Genomic DNA, 20,500 nt, shown 5'->3' on the forward strand with positions numbered 1-20,500 from the left:
AACCCGAACGCACCCTTAAGTACGAGAGACTGAAGACCATGCTCGAAATCAAGAACCTCCACGTCGCCGTCGACGGCAACGAAATCCTCAAGGGCATCGACCTGACCATCAAGGCGGGCGAGACCCATGCGATCATGGGCCCGAACGGCTCCGGCAAGTCGACGCTGTCCTACGTGCTGGCTGGCAAGGAAGACTACGACATCACCGAAGGCGAGGTGACGTTCAACGGCAAGAACCTGTTCGAGCTGGACGCTGCCGAACGCGCCGCCGCCGGTGTGTTCCTGGCCTTCCAGTACCCGATCGAAATCCCCGGCGTCGCCACCATGGCGTTCCTCAAGGCGGCGGTGAACTCGCAGCGCAAGGCGCGCGGCGAGGACGAAATGTCGACACCTGATTTCCTGAAATATGTCAGGGAGAAGTCGGCGCTTCTTAAAGTGTCGCAGGAAATGCTGCGCCGGCCGCTCAATGTCGGTTTCTCGGGCGGTGAGAAAAAGCGCGTCGAGATCCTGCAGATGGCGCTGCTGCAGCCGACGCTGGCGATCCTCGATGAGACCGACTCCGGCCTCGACATCGACGCGCTGAAGATCGTGTCCGAAGGCGTCAACACGCTGCGCTCGCCGGAGCGCTCGTTCCTCGTCATCACGCACTACCAGCGTCTGTTGAACCACATCGTGCCGGACGTGGTGCATGTGCTGTCGAAGGGCCGCATCGTCGCGACTGGCGGCAAGGAACTGGCCCACGAGCTCGAAGCCAAGGGCTACGCCGACTACGTCGACGCCGCGTAACGGGAAAGACGACATGACCGTCAAGCCGAACACTGTCAGGACGCCGGCCGAGGAAGCGCTGATTGCGCGCGCCGCGGCTGCCGTCGACGCCGCCGGGCCGCTCAAGTCCCTGCGCGCGACCGCCGCCGATGCGCTCGCCCGCAACGGCCTGCCGCATCGCCGCGTCGAGGCCTACAAATACACCGACCTGAAGCAGGTCATGCGCGATGTGCCGCCGCTGGCCGCGCCCGCAGACGACGCGACCGCGAAGACCGCGCTCGACGCCGCGCCGTCGTGGGGCGAGGCCGCGCGCTGCCGCATCGTCATGGTCGACGGCCATGTGGTGCCGAGCCTGGGCGACGCGATGCCCGAAGGTGTCAGCATGATGTCGCTGGCCGACGCGCTCGCCGCCGGCGACGCGATGACCGCGCGCATCGGCACGCTCGCAAAGCCCGCCGATGACGCAGCCGTCGGCCTCAACACCGCCTTCATGCAGGACGGTGCACTGCTGAACATCGCCGGGGGCGCCGAGGTCGCGACCGCGGTCGAGATCGTCCACATCGTCTCGGGCGCCGAACCGGTCGCCTGCTACCCGCGCCATCTGATCGTCGCCGAAAAGGGCGCCAAGGCGCGCATCATCGAGACCTTCTCCGGTCCTGCGAATTCGACCTATCAGGTTGATGCGGCTTGCGAACTGATCGTCGGCGAGGGTGCCGACATCGCCTATGTGAAGCGCCAGGACGAGGGCGAGGCCGCGCTGCACCTGTCGAGCCTTGCCGTCGAGATGGCCGCCGACGCCCGCTTTGACTACACCGCTTTTGCCTATGGCGCGGCGGTTTCGCGTGCCCAGGTGTTCCTTGCCTTTGCCGGCGAGGGCGGCGAGGCGAACATGCGCGGCGTTACCCTTGCCCACAAGCGCCAGCACGCCGACACCACGCTGGTCGTCGATCACGCTGTGCCCGGTTGCAACAGCACGGAAGTCTTCAAGACCGTGCTGAACGACGAGGCGAAGGGTGTCTTTCAGGGCCAGATCATCGTTCGCCCCGACGCGCAGCACACCGATGGCCGCATGATGGCCCGCGCGCTGCTCTTGTCGGAAGACTGCGAAGCCGTCTCCAAGCCGGAACTCGAGATCTACGCTGACGACGTGCAATGCGCGCACGGCTCGACCTCGGGCGAGGTCGACGAGGAGGCGCTGTTCTACCTGATGGCGCGCGGCATCCCGCGCCAGCTCGCCGAAGCCATGCTGGTCAACGCTTATCTCGCCGAGGTCATCGAGGCGATTGGCGACGAGGCGCTTGCCGAGCCGCTCAAGGCGCAGGCCGAGCGCTGGCTGACCGAGCGGGAGGCAGGACGATGAGCGCCGAAACGGCCCTGAAGACCGCCGATCTCTATGACGTCGAAGCCGTGCGGCGCGATTTCCCGATCCTCGCCCGCGAGGTTTACGGCAAGCCGCTCGTTTATCTCGACAACGGCGCCTCGGCGCAGAAGCCGCAGTCGGTGATCGACGCGATCTCCACTGCCTATAGCCAGGAATACAGCAACGTTCACCGCGGCCTGCATTTCCTGTCGAACCTGGCGACCGAGAATTTCGAGAACGCGCGCGAGACCGTGCGCCGCTTCATCAACGCCGCATCGTCGGATGAGATCGTCTTCACTCGGGGATCGACCGAGGCGATCAATCTGGTGGCGCAGTCGTTCGGCGGCACGCAGCTGGGCGAGGGCGATGAGATCGTCATCACCCAGCTCGAGCACCACTCCAACATCGTGCCCTGGCATTTCCACCGCGAACGCCGCGGCGCCGTGCTGAAATGGGTGCCGGTCGAGGAAGACGGCTCGCTGACCATCGAGGCCTTCGAGGCGACGCTCACCGAACGCACGAAGATGGTCGCCATCACGCATATGTCGAACGTCACCGGCACCGTCGTTCCAATCAAGGAAATCTGCCGGATCGCGCATGAGCGCGGCATTCCAGTGCTGGTCGATGGCAGCCAGGCGGCTGTGCACATGCCGGTCGACGTGCAGGACCTCGACTGCGACTTCTACGCCTTCACCGGCCACAAGCTCTACGGTCCGACCGGTATCGGCGTGCTGTATGGCAAGAAGGCGCTGCTCGCCAACATGCCGCCCTATCTCGGCGGTGGCGAAATGGTCGGCGAAGTGAGCGAGGACCGCATCACCTATGCCGGCCTGCCGCACCGCTTCGAGGCCGGTACGCCGCCGATCGTGCAGGCGATCGGTCTGGCGGCAGCCATCGACTACGTCGAGGCGCTTGGCCGTGAACGCATCGCCGCCCACGAAGAGCGGTTGAAGGTTTATGCCCACGAACGCCTCGCGCCGATGAACAGCGTTCGCATCATCGGCAACGCGCCGGGCAAGGGCGCGATCATCTCGTTCGAGATCAAGGGCGCGCACGCGCACGACATCTCGACGGTGATGGACCGTTCCGGCGTCGCGGTGCGTGCCGGAACCCACTGCGCCCAACCGCTTCTTACGCGCTTCGGCGTTACTTCGACCTGCCGCGCCTCGTTCGGCCTCTACAACACGCTCGACGAAGTCGACCGGTTGGCGGAAGCGATCGAGAAAGCCAGTGAATTCTTTGCCTGAGAGATACGCGATGACCGAAGATATCAGGACCGACGAGCCGCATGCGGCCGATACCGAAAGCGGAACTGCAGACATTGGCGAGGACCGCCTCGGCGTCGTCAACACCGAGTTCGGCCAGACCGGATCGGCGATTCCTGAAGCCGAGTTGGAGCGGTTGACGCACGACATCCGCATGGCGCTGAAAAGCATCTACGACCCGGAGATCCCGGCCGATATTTACGAACTCGGTCTGATCTACAAGGTCGATGTCGACGACGACCGCAACGTCCAGATCGAAATGACGCTGACCGCGCCTGGATGCCCGGTTGCCGGCGAAATGCCGGGTTGGGTGCAGAATGCGGTCAGTGCCGTTGCCGGCATCAATCAGGTGACCGTCGACATGGTCTTCGATCCGCCCTGGACGGCGGACCGCATGTCTGACGAAGCCCGCCTGATGCTCGACTTCTATTACTGATCAAGGAGACGCGCTGTCATGACTTCCGCCCGTCCGTTGCCTTCCGTGATATCGCTGACCCCGGCCGCTGCCGAGAGGGTGCGCGACCTTGTTGCCAATGCCGATGAGCCCGTCGCCGGCCTGCGCATCGGTGTAAAGAACTCCGGCTGTGCCGGCATGGCCTACACGATGGAGCTGGTCGAGGAAGCCGTTCCCGGAGATGACCGCATCGACACCGACGGCGTGACTGTCTTCGTCGACTCCAAGGCGGTGCTGTTCCTGCTCGGCACCCAGATGGACTACGAGGAAACCAAGCTGCGCTCGGGCTTCGTGTTCAACAACCCGAATCAGACGTCCGCCTGCGGCTGTGGTGAGTCCGTAGAGCTCCACGCCGTCGATATGTCCGCGCTGAACGGCTGACACCACCATGCGCGTTGGATGGCGGGAAGCACGCCAAACACGCAAAACCCTCCAGCAGGGCCGGAAGGCGACAATACGCGCTTTGCTGGGAAAGAAGAGCGGAAGAGGGCGCCTCAGGCGACCTTGTGACCCTGACGGAAATCCGGGTTTTCTTCATTGACGACCTTGTTGCGTCCGGTGCGTTTGCCCGTATAGAGGCACGCGTCCGTCCGCTCGATTAGATCGCCGGTGGTTTCTCCGCCGTGGTAGGTCGCGACACCAATTGAGATCGTCACCCGGCCGAGGCATTCGCCCGTCGAGCGCTTGACCAGTTCCTTGGCCATCACCGCCTGGCGGATGTGATCGGCAACCGTGGTCGCCTGCTCAAGGTTGGTGTTCGGCAGGATCACCGCGAATTCCTCGCCGCCGTAACGGCACGGGATGTCTTGACCCTTGACGTTCTGCTTGACCGCCAGTGCGACCAGCCGAAGCACCTGGTCGCCGGTCTGGTGACCATAGGTGTCGTTGAACTTCTTGAAATTGTCGATGTCGGTCATCAGAAGCGCGAACGGTACGTCTTCGTTCTTGTACTTCTCGACCGCACGCTCCAGCGACTGATCGAAATGCTTGCGATTGCCGAGCGTGGTCAGCTCGTCGGTCAGGGACTCGAAGCGGATGGTCTCGAGGCTGTTCTTCAGCTCGTCGATCTGCCGACGCGAATCCTCGAGCTGGCGTTCGAGCTGCGCATTCGAGTCTTCGTTTTCGCGCGAGGCAACGATCAGCGACTTGACGATCTGGTGGATGCGGTCCTTGTCGGTGGTCTGCGACAGTTCGTCGTTGGCACCCTCGAGAGAGGTCCGGAAATCGCTCGCCGAGCCAAGCGAGGCTTCAATCATGCTCACGACCTGGCTGATTTCGTCGGAAAGCTGAGAGCCGACTTCGTCGATGCGGTCGCTGATGCGGTGCGGCGAAAGGAACTGCTCGTAGAGCTTGTCGACTTCCTCGGTATCGAGCTGCCCCTTGGTGCGGAGCGCGTCGTTGACGGCCTTGTTGAGCTTGTTGTTGAAACCGGCGGAGTAGGTGTACCAGAACTCGTAATTGCGCGGGAACGCCGGCTGGGCGTTCCGCTTAATCTGGTTGATCGCTTTTTCACCGAACGAAATAGTCCGCTTGAACTCGTCTGTGTGGCTCATCTAAACGCTCCGGCCGCCGGTAAACCCCTTACTCGAAATGAGGCGTCGCGAGGGATGTCGTGAATACCCCTCGACTGTAGATTCACCTATTTAACGGCGGGTTAAGTCCGGAGCCGGAAAGGGAAATTAATTCTCCTGAGGGCGCACGGAGCGCAGCAGAAACGCGGGAACATGGTCGCCCATTCCCACAACCTTGGGTTCGCGATTGGATGATTTTTCTGTGGAACGCCCGGAAGAGCGAGATTTTTTTCCTCCGCTGCGAGGCTCGCTTCTTTTCGGCTTGGACTCCGCGGATTCCTTCGGCTTTGTATCTTCCGCAACGGAAGCTTCGGCCGGTTCCTTGCTGCGGCGATCCCTGCTCGAACGGCTTTTTCCGCCGCGAGCACGGCGTTGCGGCTTTTCTTCCTCACCCTCTTCGGTAGCAGGAATCTCGCCCATCCACACGATCTTCGTGTCGATCAATTTCTCGATTCCGGCGACATACTTTTCGTCGGATTTAGTTGCGATCGAGATCGCTGTGCCTGCGCGGCCGGCGCGTCCGGTGCGTCCGATGCGGTGCACATAGTCTTCAGAATGCGTCGGAACGTCGTAGTTGAACACGTGGCTGACGGCCGGAATATCGAGCCCGCGCGCCGCGACGTCGCTGGCGACGAGCACGGTCACGGTGCCGTTGCGGAAGCTCTCCAGCGTTTGCATGCGGGCACGCTGGTCCATGTCGCCGTGCAAGGCGCCGGCATTGAAGCCGTGCCGCTGCAGCGAGCGGGCAACCGTCGCCACGTCGCGCTTGCGATTGCAGAAGACGATTGCGTTCTGCAGCTCTTCGGCGGAACGGATCAGGTTGCGCAGGACTTCGCGCTTGTCGTGCGGCTGCGAGCCCGACGCGATCAGGCGTTGGGTCACCGTTTCGGCGGTCGATGACCGCCGCGACACCTCGACGCGGGCCGGATTATGCAGGAACTGATCGGCCAGTCCCTGAATCTCCGGCGGCATCGTCGCCGAGAAGAACAGCGTCTGCCGGGTGAACGGGATCAGCTTGCAGATACGCTCGATGTCCGGAATGAAGCCCATGTCGAGCATCCGGTCGGCTTCGTCGATGACGAGAATTTCAATCGCGCTCAACAACAGCTTGCCGCGCTCGAAATGGTCGAGCAGGCGCCCCGGTGTCGCGATCACCACATCGGCGCCGCGGTCGAGCTTGCGATCCTGGTCGTCGAACGAAACGCCACCGATAAGCAGCGCGACGGTCAGCTTGTGATTGACGCCGTAGCGCCCGAAGGATTCTTCCACCTGAGCCGCAAGTTCCCGTGTCGGCTCAAGAATCAGCGTTCGCGGCATGCGGGCCCGCGCGCGGCCCTTCTCCAGCAACGTCAGCATCGGCAGGGTGAAGCCCGCCGTCTTGCCGGTGCCGGTCTGGGCAAGGCCAAGTACGTCTCGCCGTGCGAGGACGTGTGGGATGGCCTCTTCCTGAATCGGAGTAGGGGTGGTGTAGCCCGTCGCCTCAACAGCCGACAGGACTTTTTCGCTCAATCCTAGAGAAGCAAAGCTCATTCAGTTCGCCGATCGCTCGCCGTGTTGTGGCAAGACCCCGCGGAAACGTGCCGCAGATAGTGGAACCCAGCCGAATTTGGCTCGAAAATACGGACACCTGCTGAGATGTCAATGAATTGCGCCATGCTTTGGTAAAATGGTTACATTGTGTGTCCTGTGCGCATGACAGGCGCGCCGCTACCGGCGACACCGACAGGGAGATGAAACCGATGGCTGAACCGCTCGTGCTGGTACCCGGTTTGTTGTGCACCGAGGCGTTGTGGCAGCCGCAGATCGACGCCCTTGGTGCCGACTGCGAACTCATCATCGCCGACCATCGCAGCCATGATTCGCTTGGTGATATTGCCGCCGCCCTGCTCGAGACGGCGCCTCCGCGTTTCGCGCTGGCCGGCCTTTCGATGGGCGGTTATGTCGCCCTCGAGGTGATGCGACAGGCGCCGCAACGGGTCAGCCGGCTGGCTCTCCTCGACACGACGGCCCGCGCCGACAACGACGAACGCCGCGACATCCGCCGCCGCTTCATCGCGCTTGCCGAAGAGGCCGGGTTGCAGGAAGTCGTCGGCAAGCTGCTGCCGCAATTCCTCAGCGCGGAACATCTGAAGAATCCGCAGCTGGTGGCCACCATCCGCGAGATGGCCGCCGAAACCGGGTTCGAAGCCTTCGCGCGCCAGCAGACGGCGATCATGACGCGGCCCGACTCGCTGCCCGATCTGGCCCGCATTGCCTGTCCGACGATGGTGCTGGTCGGCGCCGAAGATGCGCTGACCCCACCGGATGCGGCCCACGAGATGCACGAAGCCATCGCCGGCAGCGATCTCGTCGTCGTTCCCGAGTGCGGTCACATCTCGACGCTCGAACAGCCCGAGGCCGTCAATGAGGCGATGCGCTCCTGGCTCGGCTGAATTGGCTGAAGGATCGCGTCAGGCGGCTCAGATGTCGAGATCGGTGGCGAACTCTGCCCGTTCCTGAATGAAATGGAAGCGGGCTTCCGCCTTGGTCCCCATCAGCCGGTCGACGGTGTCGCTGGTCAGCGCTGCATCGTCCTCGTTGACCTTGACCCGCAACAGCGTGCGCTTCTTCGGGTCCATGGTCGTTTCCTTCAGCTGCGCCGGCAGCATCTCGCCGAGGCCCTTGAAGCGGCCGATATCGATCTTGCCGCGCCCCTTGAACTCCGTTTCGAGCAATTCTTCGCGGTGCCGGTCGTCGCGCGCATAGAGCGTCTTGCCGCCCTGGCTGAGGCGATAGAGCGGCGGCACGGCAAGGAACAGATGGCCGGAGTGGATCAGTTCCGGCATCTCGCGGTAGAAGAAGGTGATCAGTAGAGAGGCGATATGGGCGCCGTCGACGTCGGCGTCCGTCATGATGATCACCTTTTCATAGCGCAGATCGCCGTCGCGGTAGTTGCCGCGCGTGCTGCAGCCGAGCGCCTGAATGAGGTCGGAAAGCTGCTGGTTCTGCGCCAGCTTTTCGCGGCCGGCGCTCGCCACGTTGAGGATCTTGCCGCGCAGCGGCAGGATCGCCTGATTGGAGCGGTTGCGCGCCTGTTTTGCCGAGCCGCCGGCCGAGTCGCCCTCGACGATGAACAGCTCGGTGCCGGCCGCCTGGTTGGTCGAGCAGTCGGCGAGCTTGCCCGGCAGACGCAGCTTGCGCACGGCGGTCTTGCGGTTGACCTCGCGCTCCTGGCGCCGCCGCAGCCGTTCATCGGCGCGGTCGACGACCCATTCGAGCAGCCGTCCGGCCTGCGCGGGCGAGGCGGCAAGCCAGTGGTCGAAGGCATCGCGCACCGCGCCCTCGACAATTCGGCTCGCTTCCGTGGTCGCCAGCTTGTCCTTGGTCTGGCCGACGAATTCCGGCTCACGGATGAACACCGACAGCATCGCGCCCGCAGAGGTGAGAATATCGTCGCCGGTGATGACCGAGGCCTTCTTGTTGCCGGCAAGTTCGGCATATGCGCGCAGCCCCTTCAGCAGGGCCATGCGCAGGCCGGCCTCATGCGTGCCGCCCTCGGGCGTCGGGATCGTGTTGCAGTAGGAATTGACGTAGCCGTCGCCGGCAAACCAGGCGACCGCCCATTCGACCGAGCCGTGCCCGCCCGGGCGCTCGGTCTTGCCGGCGAAAACCTCTTCGACGACGCGTTTCTCGCCGTCGAGCTTTTCCGCGAGGTAGTCCTTCAGCCCGCCAGGGAAGTGGAACACGGCCTTGGTCGGCGTTTCGTCCTTCTCGCCGATCAGCTCGGGCGCGCAGGTCCAGCGGATTTCAACCCCGCCGAACAGATACGCCTTCGAGCGCGCCATGCGCAGAAGCCGCGCCGGCTCGAATTTCAACGATCTGCCGAAGATCTCCGCGTCCGGGTGAAAGCGCACCCGCGTGCCGCGCCGGTTCATCACCTCGCCGAGGTCTTCAAGCTGCGCGGTCGGGACGCCGCGGCTGAAGGTCTGGCGATAGAGCCGACGCCCCCGCGCTACCTCGACCTCAAGCACGTCGGACAGGGCGTTGACGACCGAGACGCCGACACCGTGCAGGCCGCCCGACGTCTCGTAGACCTTGGAATCGAACTTGCCGCCCGCATGCAGCGTGGTGAGGATCACTTCGAGCGCCGACTTGTCGGGGAACTTCGGATGCGGATCGACCGGGATACCGCGCCCGTTGTCGGTCACGCTCAGGAACCCTTCGGCGTCGAGCGAGACTTCGATCCAGCTGGCATGGCCGGCGACGGCTTCGTCCATCGAGTTGTCGATGACTTCGGCAAAGAGGTGATGCAGTGCGCCCGCATCCGTGCCGCCGATATACATGCCCGGCCTACGGCGGACAGGCTCAAGCCCTTCGAGAACCTCGATATCGGCCGCCGAATAGCCACCCTCGGCTGCTGGCGTCGCTACAGGCTTCGCCGCAGGACGGGGCTGCGCCGTCGCCGATGAAGCACTTGCCGATGCCGAAGCGGTCGCGGCTTTCGCCGCCGCCGATGCGGCCTTGCTGCGCTTGGGCTTGGATGCCGCCTTCAACTGCGAGACGCTTTCTTCCAGCTTGGCAAAGAGGTCGTCGGAATTGGCCATGCGTATATGCGGCTCCAAAGCGGGCAAAACGAATCAGTCGCAGTTTGCCATGTCTTTTGTTTGCTGGCGAGTGGCGTGTTCCGGGTATGTTCTTTTCTGTGGACTTCGTCTCACGCACCGCTAGTTAGCATTGGACGGGCGTCTTGCGCCACCGATCATCCGGCATAGACTGTCGGGCAAATACGAACTGTACGCCGCACGAGGAGTGACCCCCATGGCCGCCGTTCCCCCGCCGCTCGAGCTTGGTCTCGATGCCCCGGATTTCACCTTGCCCGATATCGACGGCAATCAGGTCAACCTTGCCGATGCGCGCGGCGAAAAAGGCACCGTCGTCGTCTTCATCTGCAATCATTGTCCCTATGTGAAGGCGATCACCGACCGTCTCGTTGCCGCCGCCGACGCGATGAAGGCGTTCGGCGTCAACATGATCGCCATCAATTCGAACGACGCCGACGAATACCCGGAAGACGGCTTCGCCAAAATGAAGCCGTTCGCCGAAAAGGAAGGCTTCAGCTTCCCGTATCTGCACGACGAGAGCCAGGCGGTCGCGCGTGCCTATGATGCCGTGTGTACGCCGGATTTCTTTGGCTACAACGCCGACATGAAGCTGGTCTATCGCGGCCGCCTCGACGAGGGCCGCAAGGATCCGCCGCCGGCGGGCGCCAAGCCGGAACTGGTCGACGCCATGCGCATGGTCGCCGAAACCGGCAAGGCGCCGGACGATCAGATTCCGTCGATGGGCTGTTCGATCAAGTGGAAAGAGTAGGGGGCGGTCCCGCCTAAAAACGGACTGCGCTGATAGAGGAAGCCCTCCGGCCGCAATCGGTCGGAGGGCTTTTGTTTGCCTATTCGGCGGCTTGTGGCACCGCATCGCCATCATCGGCGGCTTTCGCGGCGGCATCGTTCGCCGCCTCGGGAGCCTTCGCCGTGGACGCCGCGTCTTCCTCGTCGTCGACCGGCTGTGCGACGAGACCGAACATGCGGCCCCACACCGTCGGCAGCGCCAGCATCGTCGGGATGAAGATCAGCGTCAGCAACGTCGAGAAGCCGAGGCCGGCGATCACGGCAGTCGACAACTGAACCCACCAGATCGCGGTGATGCCGCCAACGCTGGTCGTCTGGTTGAAGAAGTCGAAGCTGACCTGGCTCGCCATCGGCACCAGGCCGGCGATCGTGGTGATGGTGGTCAGCAGGATCGGCCGCAGCCGCTGAGCCGCCGTCTTCAGCACAGCCTCGACCGTTTCCACACCGTCCTCGCGGAAGCGGTTATAGGTGTCGATCAGCACGATGGCATTGTTGACGACGATGCCGGCCAGCGCGACCACGCCCGTTCCCGTCATGATGATCGAGAACTTCTGCCCTGTCGCCAGCATGCCGATCAGCACGCCGAACACCGACATCACCACCGTCGAGAGGGTCAGCAGCGTCTGGTAGTACGAGTTGAACTGCGTCACCAGGATGATGAACATAAGGAACAGCGAGCCGAGCATCGCCTTGCCGAGGAAGTCGCCGGCTTCCTTCTGGTCCTCGTCGGCGCCGCGGAAGCGGAAGAATATATTGTCCGGCCAGTCCTGCGTCTTCAGCCAGGCATCCAGTTCGCCGACCTTCGCGTCTGGCGAAACGCCCTGTTCCTTCAAGGCGTTCGCCTTGACGGTCATGGCGTAGAGGCCGTCCTTGCGGGTGATCGAAGACACCTTCGGCTGCGGCGTGCGGGTGACGAAATTGGCGATCGGCACGAGGCCGTTCTCTGTCCGCAGTCGCAACTGGTCGAAGCGATCCAGCGTGCGCTGGCTCTCCGGCAGGCGGACGCGGATATCCACCTCGTCCTCGGAATCGTCCGGACGGTAGCGGTCGATCAGGAGACCGTTGGTGACGAGCTGCACCATCGACCCAACCGAGGCGATGGCGGCGTTGAAGCGGCCGGCTTCCTCGCGGTCGATGCTGAGCTGCCATTCGATGCCGGGCAGGGGGCGGCCGTCCTCGATGTCGCGGATGCCGTCCATCGTGTCGACATGGGCGCGCACCTTGCCGACAATGTTGGTCAGCAGGTCGTAATCTGTTGAGCTGACCTGAAGCTGCAGGTCCTTTCCGCTCGGCGGGCCGCCTTCGATCTTGCGGATCTCGACGCGCAACCCGGCAATCGGTCCCGTGCGTGCGCGGATATCCTTGAAGATGTCGACCGCTTTTCGCCGGCAGCAATAGTCCGCGAGCTCGATCTGCATCTCGCCGATCAGGTCCGCGGGGCGGTCCTGTACGCCGTTGATGATCGAGCCGCCGCTGTCCTGGCCGCTCGGATAGGCCTTGGTGACGACGTTCTTGATGCCGGGGATCTGAAGCACTTCGCCTTCGACCTCGCCGACAAGCGCGCTGGCCTCGCTCGCCGACAAATTGCCGCGTGCCGAGACGAGCACGACGGCGACGTCCGGCTCTTCCTCGACGAAGAACTCGACGCCGGCATTGTTGGCGCTGAAGGTGGTGAACACCACCGCGCCGATCGCGATCATGGCGACGATGACGACGACATTGCCGGCCGGATGCGTGACCAGCGGCGCGATGAAGCGTAGATAGGCGCCGGTCATTCCGCCGATCAGCTCAGGATGGAAATGCCCCGGCCCGGAAAGCCGCTGAGCGGCTTCCATGTCGCGCGCCGCGCGTTGCCGGGCTCGCCGCTTCTGCCACACGACGAGCGGGCGCAGAACCGGACGCAGCAGGAAGGTGAGGGCGATGCCACCGATGATCAGAATGGCGAGCGGCAGGGCCTTCGCAATCGCGCCGGTTCCGTCGCCAAGGCCAAGCGCGCCCGCAACCGCGGGCAGGGCGCCGGAAACGACGATTGCGCCGACGGCGGCTGTGGCAAAGCCGACCGCAAGGCTGATCATGCCGAGAGCGCGGCGCCCGAACCAGCCCGACAGGCGGGCAACGATGGCGCCCGTCGCCGGCAGGAACAGCATCGCGGTCACCAGCGCAGCCGACAGCACGATGATCACCATGATCGGCAGGTAGCTCATGAACTCGCCGGAAACGCCGGGCCACAGCAGCATCGGCAGGAAGGCGGCGAGCGTCGTTGCGGTCGATGACACGATCGGCCACAGCATCAGCTTGGCGGCGCGGATATAGGCCTCGTCCGGCTCCATGCCTTCGGCCATTTTCCGGTCGGCGTATTCGACGACGACGATGGCACCGTCGACCAGCATGCCGACGGTCAGCACCAGGCCGAACATGACCATCATGTTCACCGTCATGCCGGCGAAGCCGAGGATCAGGAAGCCGATCATGAACGAGGTTGGGATCGCCGCGCCAACGAGCAGCGCGGAGCGCATGCCGAGCGCGCCGACGACGAGCACCATGACGAGGAAGACGGCCGTCATGATCGCCGACTCCAGCGAGCTGTGCACCTCGTTGATGAAACTCGACTGGTCGAGCAGGTAGTTGACCTTGATGGTCTTCGGCCAGCTTTTCACGAAGTCGTCGACGACCTTCCGCACCTGATCGTTGTTGTCGATGATGTTGGTGCCGAGCCGCTTGACCACCTCGATGGCGATTGCCTGCTGCCCGTTCACCTTGGTGATCGAGGTGCGGTCCTTGAAGGTGCGGCGGATTTCGGCGACGTCGCCGAGTGTCACGACACCCTCGCCGTTCTGCTTGATCGGCAGCGCGTAGACGTCGGCGCGGCTTTCGATGAGGCCGGGAACCTTGACGTTGAAGCGGCCCTTGCCGGTGTCGAGGAAGCCGGCGGGGACGAGCTGGTTGTTGCGCGTCAGCGCATTCAGCAGTTCCTGCTGGGTGACATCATAGGACTCGAGCTTCATCGTATCGATGAGCACTTCGAGCATTTCCTCGCGGTGGCCGGAGAGATTGGCCTCGAGCACCGTCGGGATCGCCTCGATCTGGTCCTTCAGCTTGCGCGCGTGCGTATAAAGCGTGCGTTCCGGCACATTGCCCGACAGCGTCACAACGATGGTCGGAACGAGGCTGAAATTGGTCTCGGTGATGGTCGGCTCGTCCGCCTCCTCGGGCAGCTCCGCCTTTGCCTGGTCGACCTTGTCGCGGACGTCGGCAAGCGCCTCGTCCTTGTCGAAATCAACAGTGAATTCAAGGATGATCGCCGCGTGGCCTTCCGAGGCGACGGCGGTGATTTCCTTCAGCCCGTCGAGACCGCGCAGGGCGGTTTCCATCGGCCGCACCAAGAGGCGCTCGGAATCTTCCGGCGAAATGCCCTGTTGCGGCACCGAGACGATGAACACCGGCACGTCGATGTCCGGGTTCGCGTCCTTCGGAATGCTGGTGTAGGCGACGATGCCGGCGATCACCATCGCGACCATCAGCGTGAGGATCGAGCGTGGCCGCCTGAGCGCGGATTCGAGCGGTCCCGTCATGACCGGGTCTCCTTGGCCTTCGGTGCGCTGGCAGCCGCCTTGGCGTCATCCGCGGCGACCGGAGCGACGATTTCGCCCTCGGCGACGTAGTCCTGGCCGACCGTGATCAGCGTGACCGTGTCGGGCAGGCCGGCAACCCAGGTGCCTTCATCGGTGTTGCCGAGGATCGTGACGGGGAAGAATTTCACGGCGTTGCTATCGTCGATGGAGCGCACGCCGACGCTGCCGTCATCGGCCAGCACCAGCAGCGACGACGACAGGACATGGGCCTTGGTCGGCGGCAGGGTGACAAAGGCCGATGCCGTCACGCCGTCGCGCAGCAGCCCGTTGGCATTGTCGATCTCGATCTCGACGCGGAAGGTGCGCGTTTGCGCGTCCGCCGAATGCGAGATGAACCGGATCTTGCCGTCGGCGGTCTGGCCGTCGACCAGTTCGACGTGCGCGTCCATGCCGAGCGACAGAGCACCGACATCGCGCTCCGAGACCTGGCCGGTGATCAGCATCGGATCGGCATTGAGCACGGTCGCGCAAACCGAGCCGGTGCTCAGCGTCTCGCCGATCTCGATCAGCGGCGTCTCGACGATGCCGTCGGAAGGGGAGGTGATGCGGGTGCGGGAGAGTTCGACCTCGGCCTCGGTGACGGCTGCGGCTGCCGCATCATGCGTTGCTTTCAGCGCGCGCAGTTTGGTTTCTGCGGTGAAGCCCTTCTTGATCAGCTCGCTGGCAGCCTCGTAGTCCAGTTGCGTCTGGGCGAGTTGCGCGCGGGCCTGCATCACGCGCGCCTCGCGCGCCGCCGTGTCGATGCGACACAACAGATCGCCCTTTTTGACGATGTCGCCTTCGGTGACCGGCCGCTCGACGACCAGACCGGCTGTTTCCGCACGCACGGCAAGCCGTGCCTCGGCCTCCGTGCGGCCGCGGATTTCCAGCTCGGCGCGCCGTTCGCCCGCCGTGAAGGTGGCAACCCGCACGCGGAACGGCTCATTGTCGGCGCGTGCAAGCCGCGTCGCGGGGGCTTCCGCGTCGGAGCCGGTATCGCTCTGGCCGCCGATCACGAGGTTGCCCGTTCCCATCCACACGCCAACGGCGCCAACAATCGCCAGGGCCGTTATGTGCGACCAACGAATGCCCATTACCATGACTTGGTTCTCCGGCCTTTTCGGGACTATTCCGCGGCTTCTTTGGCCGCGTCGCCCGATTTTGTTCCTGCGATTTCCTCAAGCTCGAAGCGGGAGCCTTCGAGCTGGGCGATCGCGCATGATTTGCAGGAAATGCCGTAGCGCAGCGCCCAGCGCCCGCCGGCATGTTCCGTCGCTGCATAAATCTCCTGCAGCGTTTTCATTTCCTCGCGCATCGACTCGATGCGCTCGTCGATCATCGCCGTGATCTTCTCCTTCGGCAGGATGTCGGCGAACATCGCCACGAGCAGGAACTCGGAGCGGAAGATGTCACGCCCCGGCGGTTCCGCGAGCGCATTTTCCAGCTCTTTGCGCCCGCACTCGGTAATCGAGTAGATCTTGCGCGGCGGTTTGCCCGCATGCAGCTCCTGACGGACGGTGACGCAACCATCGGCCTCCAGCCGGGCGAGGGCGGGGTAGATGGAACCGAAGCTCGCATCGACGAAGTAGCTGTATTTCCCTTCCACCGAAGCTTTCTTGATCTCGTAGCCGGTGGCCTCGTCGAAATAGAGGATCGCCAGACAAAGGGTGCGTACGTTCATCGATGCTGCCTTGCCGGTTGTGATTTCCGTGCCGTCTCGGGCGGCGTGGCCGCGGCTCCGCGGCCCATATGCTGATCCGGTATATGTCAGGAACACATATATCGAAACGATATAGATATCGCCGGATATATGCTTGTCCGATATATGTCAACAAAAAAGGACAGAAATCCTTGCGCTGTCCCGGGCATCACAGAGGCGGCGATGGCGAGTTTCATTTGCAGCTGCGCTCTGGCCGTTTGGCGGGCATGACACGGGGTCGGGCGGCGGCGCGGCAAATTGGCGGAAAAAAGGGACTCGACGGTTTTCTCCGGCTTGCTAATATTCCTCATGTGGCATGCATGATTTGCTGTGCCGCGTAGGCAGGCCTTTTCAAAAGAGGATGGCGATGACCAAATCGGCGCGGAAACCCTGGAATCCCCTGTTGAAGCTTCTCTTCATCAACGGTCTTGCCGGCATTCTCGCCGCGGCGGTACTGACTGCCGGTCTCGTCTTCGCCGATGTCGGCGGTTTCGGCCATCTCGTGTTCAATTCGGCGAGTCCGTTCCTGCCGGTCGCCGTGCTCTTCGCCGGCCTCGCAATCACGCTGGCAAGCGTCGCCATGGGCGTTGCCGTCATGCGGTTGCCGTTCGATGGCAGCGAACCGGGCTCGCCGCGTCGCATCAAGCCGCAGATCCGCCCCGAACTGGTTGGCGGCAAGCGCGAACTTGCGTTGGCGACCGCCAAGGGCCGCCGCCGCTAAACACCGAACCGGAGTGCGGCCGGGGTCTCGGGAACCCGACGCCGAGGCCGGCAATCTCAATCCATCAATTCGTGCCGCCAGGGCATGTCTGCGCCTGCACGCCCGCAGACCAGTGCCGCGCATCGCCGCGCAAGCGCGAAGCTCTCCTCGAGGTTTTCAACGCCAAGGCCGGAAAGCCCGTCCTCGCTAAAGGCACCGTGGTCGTCGAGTCCGGCGAGGAAACCGGCCATGAAGGCATCGCCTGAGCCGATCGTGTCGATCAAGAAGGTCGGCGGTGCCGGCTTGGTGACGTCGTAGCCGGCCGAGGCAATCCGCGCACCCTTCGCGCCGAGCGTGACGATCGCCAGCGCCGCACCGGCTTCCAGCCAGGCTTCCACCATGTAGTCGTGCGTAACATCCGGGTACAGCCAGGCGAGGTCTTCCGCGCTCGCCTTGATGATGTCGGCGACTTCCATCATCCGCGTGAGCCGCTCGCGATAGGCGGGTTCGTCCTCGACCAGCGATGGCCGCACATTGAGGTCGAGCGAGATCAATCTGTGTTCGGCTTCCTCGATCACCATTTCCTCGACCAGAGAGCCAACCGGCTCGGTGCCGAGCACGTAGGAGCCGACGTGGAGCAGCGAAATCTCGTCGCTCAGGTCTGTAATGTCGGCGGGATCGAAATAGCGGCCGGCTGATGCCGTATCGAAAAACGCGTAGCGCGGCTCGCCGTCGATCGTGTCGATGAAGGACAGCGTCGAGGGAAGCGGCGAGCGCACCACCCGGTCGAGATTGACGTCGGCCTCGGCGAGAGCGTCGAGAAAACCCTTGCCGAACAGATCTGTCGAAATCGCCCAGGAATAGGCCACCGGCGTTCCAAGGCGCCCAAGCCCGAGCGCCACGTTGAACGGCGACCCGCCAAGCGTCGGCCGAAAGCTGTGGTTGATCGAGCCGGCGGGTTTGGCCCCGGTTGATTGCGCAAGAAAATCGACAACGGCTTCGCCGACGACCAGAATCACGAAAAGTCACTCCCGACAGACATCGCGCCACTGAAACCGGAGGTCCGTTGCCGATGCAAGACCGAATGGGCCCGCACCGCTCTGCTTTTGCGCCACAGTTGCGAAAAGGCGTGGCCGCGCCTATCCAAGAGGCATGACCACGACCGAAGCCGCCAGCGGGGCGGCCACCGCCATCGATCCTGCCGTAGCGCGCCTGGTTGACCATTTTCAGGCACGCACGCCGATTCGCGCCTGGTCGTTGATCGTCACCGTCTATGGCGACGCCATCGTGCCGCGCGGCGGCGTGTTGTGGCTCGGCTCGCTGATCGATCTGCTCGACGTCTTCGGCGTCGCGCCGGGTCTGGTGCGCACCGCCGTGTCGCGCCTGACCGCCGACGACTGGCTGATGCGCACCCGCGTTGGCCGCAAGAGCTACTACCGGCTGTCGCCGCGCGGCCGTGCTGCCTTTGCCGAGGCGACGCGGCGAATCTATTTCGCCCGCAACGAGCCGTGGGACGGGCGCTTCCATCTTGCCATTCTCGATGATGGCGGTGAGGGCAACCGTTCCGCCGTGCGCCGCAGCCTTGAGGAAGCCGGCTTCGGTGCGGTGGCGCCAACCGTGATGATCGCGCCGTCGGGGCGCACGCGCCCAGAACCGGGGCTCGACTACATCCTGATGGAGGGAACCGCCGTTCCCGGCGGCGACGCACGGCGGCTTGCCGAGCGCGCCTGGCCGCTTGAGCGTATTGCAGCCGGCTACGAACGTTTCATCGCGCAGTTCGAGCCGCTCGCCGAAGCGCTTGAGGAGCGCGACCGCCTGTCGCCGCTCGATGCCGTCATCGCCCGCATCCTGCTGGTGCACGAGTTCCGCCGCATCATCCTGCGCGATCCCGAACTGCCGGCGGCATTGTTGCCGGAAAACTGGCCCGGCAGTCGCGCCCGCGCATTGAGCGCGCGGCTCTACAAGCGGCTGGTCAACGGCTCGGAAAGCTGGCTCGACCGCCATGCCTTTTCCGAGGACGGCCGCCTGCCGCCGCCCGAGCCGGCCTTTTTCGAGCGCTTCGCATGACCGAGCGCAATGAACGGCGCGGCCAGAACCCCCGCAACAAGTCCGTGCGGCCATCCCGCCCGAGAACGCCGCGCGACGATCGCGCCGAGCGTCCGGCGCGGCCGGAGAGGCCGCCGATAGCCACGCCCGGCATCGATCTGCTGCCGCACGTGCTGTTTCGTGACGACAGCCTGATCGTCATCGACAAGCCGGCCGGCATCCCGGTCCATGCGGGGCCGAAGGGCGGCGTGACCATCGAGCACGGCTTTCCGGCGCTACGCTTCGGCCTGCCGTGGGACCCGCAACTCGGCCACCGGCTCGACAAGGACACATCGGGCTGTCTGGTGCTGGGGCGTGATCGCAAGGCGCTCGGCCGCCTCGGCAAGCTGTTCACCGCCAATCGCATTGAAAAGACCTACTGGGCGGTTGTCGAGGGCGGACCGTCGACGGACACGGGCCGCATCGCGCTGTCGCTGTCGAAGCGGGAAAAGGCGCGCGGCTGGCATATGCGGGTCGACCCGAAGGGCCAGCCGGCGGAGACCTATTTCCGCGTTCTTGGCCGCTCGGAACGCCTCACATGGCTGGAACTGAAGCCGAAAACCGGCCGCACCCACCAGCTTCGTGTGCATTGCTCGGCGAAGGGCTGGCCGATCCTCGGCGACACGGTCTACGCCAAGGCGGGAGCCAGCGCGCCGCGCCTGCATCTCCACGCCCGCTCGATCGAGCTGCCGTTCTATCCGAACGCCAAGTCGGTCCGCGTCACGGCGCCGGTTCCCGACGACATGATCGAAGCGTTGAAGCTGTGCGGCTGGAAGGGCGAGAGCGCGCGCACGCCGCGCGACAGAACCTAGCTCTTGCTCTCGGAGAGCGGCCGGATGGCCTTCAGATTGGTGAGGTCTAGGTTCTTGGTGCCCTCGACGACGAGCTGGGTCGCCATCGCGGCGTAATCCTGCCGGCTGATCGGCCCGTCCGGGCGGAACCACAGATAGTGCCAGTTGAGCATGCCGAAGAGCGACATGGTGACGGGCTTCAGGGCCTTGCTGCCATGGTCGAGCGAGGGATTGGCGGCGACCAGCGCGTCGGAGAACAGCCGCACCAGCTCGCGCTCGAGTTCCTTGATGTCTTCCTGACGCTCGGCCGGCAGGCGCTTCAGATCGTTGATCTGCACCTTGTGCTCGGCGTCGGCGTCGCGATAGGCCTCGAGCAGCGCCGTCGACAGTGCGATCAGCTTCTCGACCGGCTCGCCCTTCGTCTGCGCCGCCTTGCTGCAGCCTTCGATCAGCGACTGCAGATGCCGCTCGATGATGTCGAACAGCAGCGCTTCCTTGTTGGCGTAGTAGTGATAGAGCAGGGCCTTGGAGACGCCGCAGACGACCGCGATCTGGTTCATCGAGGCGCCGTCATAGCCGCGCTCGGCGAACAACTTGCCGGACACGTCGAGGATCGCGTCCCGCTTGTCGTCATAGTCGTCCGCGCGTGGCCGGGCCATGCTGTACTGTCCTTGAGCTTCGTTGCGGGGGCGGGGCTCGGCCGTCATCAACGGTGTTTCGACCCGACCTGAGAGGGATGTTGCCGTCCCTTAGCGCAAAATTACTGTGCCGTCTCGGCAAAATCAAAAAAGCGGCGCAGTTCGGGGTCGTCCT

At 64.1% G+C, this 20,500-nt stretch carries 18 protein-coding genes; 10 read left to right on the forward strand and 8 right to left on the reverse strand.

The window, feature by feature from the left end; translation table 11 throughout:
- Positions 1-38 precede the first annotated feature (38 nt).
- The 5 genes from sufC to sufA are packed head-to-tail and all read left to right on the forward strand — an operon-like array spanning position 39 to position 4,224.
- Positions 39-785, forward strand: coding sequence for a Fe-S cluster assembly ATPase SufC (gene sufC, locus C0606_01600; protein PLX39255.1), 747 nt, complete (start codon positions 39-41; stop codon positions 783-785).
- Positions 688-2,124, forward strand: coding sequence for a Fe-S cluster assembly protein SufD (sufD, locus tag C0606_01605; protein ID PLX39256.1), 1,437 nt, complete (start codon positions 688-690; stop codon positions 2,122-2,124). The genes sufC and sufD overlap by 98 nt, the downstream gene beginning before the upstream one ends.
- Entirely contained in the window at positions 2,121-3,371 is a 1,251-nt protein-coding gene (locus C0606_01610) for a cysteine desulfurase (protein PLX39257.1), read from the forward strand. The genes sufD and C0606_01610 overlap by 4 nt, the downstream gene beginning before the upstream one ends.
- Positions 3,372-3,381: 10 nt before the next feature.
- On the forward strand, positions 3,382-3,825 hold the full coding sequence (locus tag C0606_01615) for an SUF system Fe-S cluster assembly protein (GenBank protein ID PLX39258.1): 444 nt from the start codon (positions 3,382-3,384) through the stop codon (positions 3,823-3,825).
- A gap of 36 nt (positions 3,826-3,861) precedes the next feature.
- A complete protein-coding gene (sufA, locus tag C0606_01620) occupies positions 3,862-4,224 on the forward strand; it encodes a Fe-S cluster assembly scaffold SufA (protein ID PLX39650.1) in 363 nt (120 codons plus the stop codon).
- Positions 4,225-4,337: 113 nt separating this feature from the next.
- On the opposite strand, the gene C0606_01625 is transcribed toward sufA, so the two are convergent.
- Both C0606_01625 and C0606_01630 read right to left on the reverse strand, forming a co-directional pair.
- A complete protein-coding gene (locus C0606_01625) occupies positions 4,338-5,396 on the reverse strand; it encodes a GGDEF domain-containing protein (GenBank protein PLX39259.1) in 1,059 nt (352 codons plus the stop codon).
- 126 nt (positions 5,397-5,522) lie between these two features.
- Positions 5,523-6,944, reverse strand: a complete 1,422-nt coding sequence (locus C0606_01630) for a DEAD/DEAH box helicase (protein PLX39260.1) — start codon at positions 6,942-6,944, stop codon at positions 5,523-5,525.
- Positions 6,945-7,153: 209 nt separating this feature from the next.
- Here C0606_01630 and C0606_01635 point away from each other — a divergent pair, with 209 nt between their 5' ends.
- Complete coding sequence (locus C0606_01635; GenBank protein ID PLX39651.1) at positions 7,154-7,846, forward strand: alpha/beta hydrolase; 693 nt, start codon at positions 7,154-7,156, stop codon at positions 7,844-7,846.
- Positions 7,847-7,873: 27 nt separating this feature from the next.
- On the opposite strand, the gene parE is transcribed toward C0606_01635, so the two are convergent.
- Positions 7,874-9,997 carry a DNA topoisomerase IV subunit B gene (parE, locus tag C0606_01640; protein PLX39261.1) on the reverse strand — a complete coding sequence of 708 codons (2,124 nt, stop codon included), beginning with the start codon at positions 9,995-9,997 and terminating at the stop codon, positions 7,874-7,876.
- Positions 9,998-10,211: 214 nt separating this feature from the next.
- On the opposite strand from parE, the gene C0606_01645 reads away from it, so the two are divergent.
- Positions 10,212-10,763 carry a thioredoxin family protein gene (locus C0606_01645; protein PLX39262.1) on the forward strand — a complete coding sequence of 184 codons (552 nt, stop codon included), beginning with the start codon at positions 10,212-10,214 and terminating at the stop codon, positions 10,761-10,763.
- Positions 10,764-10,842: 79 nt separating this feature from the next.
- Here the strand turns inward: C0606_01645 and C0606_01650 are convergent, their stop codons facing one another.
- Genes C0606_01650 through C0606_01660 form a run of 3 tightly spaced genes read right to left on the reverse strand, consistent with a single transcriptional unit; the run spans position 10,843 to position 16,093 of the window.
- Entirely contained in the window at positions 10,843-14,373 is a 3,531-nt protein-coding gene (locus C0606_01650; GenBank protein ID PLX39263.1) for a transporter, read from the reverse strand.
- Entirely contained in the window at positions 14,370-15,506 is a 1,137-nt protein-coding gene (locus C0606_01655; protein ID PLX39264.1) for an efflux RND transporter periplasmic adaptor subunit, read from the reverse strand. Before C0606_01655 ends, C0606_01650 begins: the two co-directional genes overlap by 4 nt.
- 32 nt (positions 15,507-15,538) lie before the next feature.
- Positions 15,539-16,093, reverse strand: coding sequence for a PadR family transcriptional regulator (locus C0606_01660; GenBank protein ID PLX39265.1), 555 nt, complete (start codon positions 16,091-16,093; stop codon positions 15,539-15,541).
- Positions 16,094-16,472: 379 nt separating this feature from the next.
- Here C0606_01660 and C0606_01665 point away from each other — a divergent pair, with 379 nt between their 5' ends.
- Positions 16,473-16,832: a hypothetical protein gene (locus C0606_01665; protein PLX39266.1), complete on the forward strand. Its 360-nt coding sequence runs from the start codon at positions 16,473-16,475 to the stop codon at positions 16,830-16,832.
- A 56-nt stretch (positions 16,833-16,888) separates the two neighbouring features.
- Here C0606_01665 and C0606_01670 read toward each other — a convergent pair whose 3' ends face one another.
- Complete coding sequence (locus C0606_01670) at positions 16,889-17,830, reverse strand: carbohydrate kinase (protein PLX39267.1); 942 nt, start codon at positions 17,828-17,830, stop codon at positions 16,889-16,891.
- 133 nt (positions 17,831-17,963) lie between these two features.
- Between C0606_01670 and paaX the strand changes: the two genes are divergently transcribed.
- Positions 17,964-18,878 carry a phenylacetic acid degradation operon negative regulatory protein PaaX gene (paaX, locus tag C0606_01675; GenBank protein ID PLX39268.1) on the forward strand — a complete coding sequence of 305 codons (915 nt, stop codon included), beginning with the start codon at positions 17,964-17,966 and terminating at the stop codon, positions 18,876-18,878.
- The gene (locus tag C0606_01680; GenBank protein PLX39269.1) at positions 18,875-19,708 is read left to right on the forward strand and encodes an RNA pseudouridine synthase; all 834 of its coding nucleotides are present in this window, start codon (positions 18,875-18,877) and stop codon (positions 19,706-19,708) included. Before paaX ends, C0606_01680 begins: the two co-directional genes overlap by 4 nt.
- On the opposite strand, the gene C0606_01685 is transcribed toward C0606_01680, so the two are convergent.
- Positions 19,705-20,346, reverse strand: coding sequence for a TetR/AcrR family transcriptional regulator (locus C0606_01685; GenBank protein PLX39270.1), 642 nt, complete (start codon positions 20,344-20,346; stop codon positions 19,705-19,707). The two genes, C0606_01680 and C0606_01685, sit on opposite strands and share 4 nt — an antisense overlap.
- Positions 20,347-20,500 lie beyond the last annotated feature (154 nt).

The organism is Hyphomicrobiales bacterium (assembly GCA_002869065.1).
Classification (GTDB): Bacteria; Pseudomonadota; Alphaproteobacteria; order Rhizobiales; family Rhodobiaceae; genus Rhodobium.

Coding starts and splice junctions, on each gene's coding strand:
- sufC (PLX39255.1), top strand. CDS start 39: ATGCTCGAAATCAAGAACCTCCACGTCGCCGTCGACGGCAACGAAATC.
- sufD (PLX39256.1), top strand. CDS start 688: ATGTGCTGTCGAAGGGCCGCATCGTCGCGACTGGCGGCAAGGAACTGG.
- C0606_01610 (PLX39257.1), top strand. CDS start 2,121: ATGAGCGCCGAAACGGCCCTGAAGACCGCCGATCTCTATGACGTCGAA.
- C0606_01615 (PLX39258.1), top strand. CDS start 3,382: ATGACCGAAGATATCAGGACCGACGAGCCGCATGCGGCCGATACCGAA.
- C0606_01625 (PLX39259.1), bottom strand. CDS start 5,396: ATGAGCCACACAGACGAGTTCAAGCGGACTATTTCGTTCGGTGAAAAA.
- C0606_01630 (PLX39260.1), bottom strand. CDS start 6,944: ATGAGCTTTGCTTCTCTAGGATTGAGCGAAAAAGTCCTGTCGGCTGTT.
- C0606_01635 (PLX39651.1), top strand. CDS start 7,154: ATGGCTGAACCGCTCGTGCTGGTACCCGGTTTGTTGTGCACCGAGGCG.
- parE (PLX39261.1), bottom strand. CDS start 9,997: ATGGCCAATTCCGACGACCTCTTTGCCAAGCTGGAAGAAAGCGTCTCG.
- C0606_01645 (PLX39262.1), top strand. CDS start 10,212: ATGGCCGCCGTTCCCCCGCCGCTCGAGCTTGGTCTCGATGCCCCGGAT.
- C0606_01650 (PLX39263.1), bottom strand. CDS start 14,373: ATGACGGGACCGCTCGAATCCGCGCTCAGGCGGCCACGCTCGATCCTC.
- C0606_01655 (PLX39264.1), bottom strand. CDS start 15,506: ATGGGCATTCGTTGGTCGCACATAACGGCCCTGGCGATTGTTGGCGCC.
- C0606_01660 (PLX39265.1), bottom strand. CDS start 16,093: ATGAACGTACGCACCCTTTGTCTGGCGATCCTCTATTTCGACGAGGCC.
- C0606_01665 (PLX39266.1), top strand. CDS start 16,473: ATGGCGATGACCAAATCGGCGCGGAAACCCTGGAATCCCCTGTTGAAG.
- paaX (PLX39268.1), top strand. CDS start 17,964: ATGACCACGACCGAAGCCGCCAGCGGGGCGGCCACCGCCATCGATCCT.
- C0606_01680 (PLX39269.1), top strand. CDS start 18,875: ATGACCGAGCGCAATGAACGGCGCGGCCAGAACCCCCGCAACAAGTCC.
- C0606_01685 (PLX39270.1), bottom strand. CDS start 20,346: ATGGCCCGGCCACGCGCGGACGACTATGACGACAAGCGGGACGCGATC.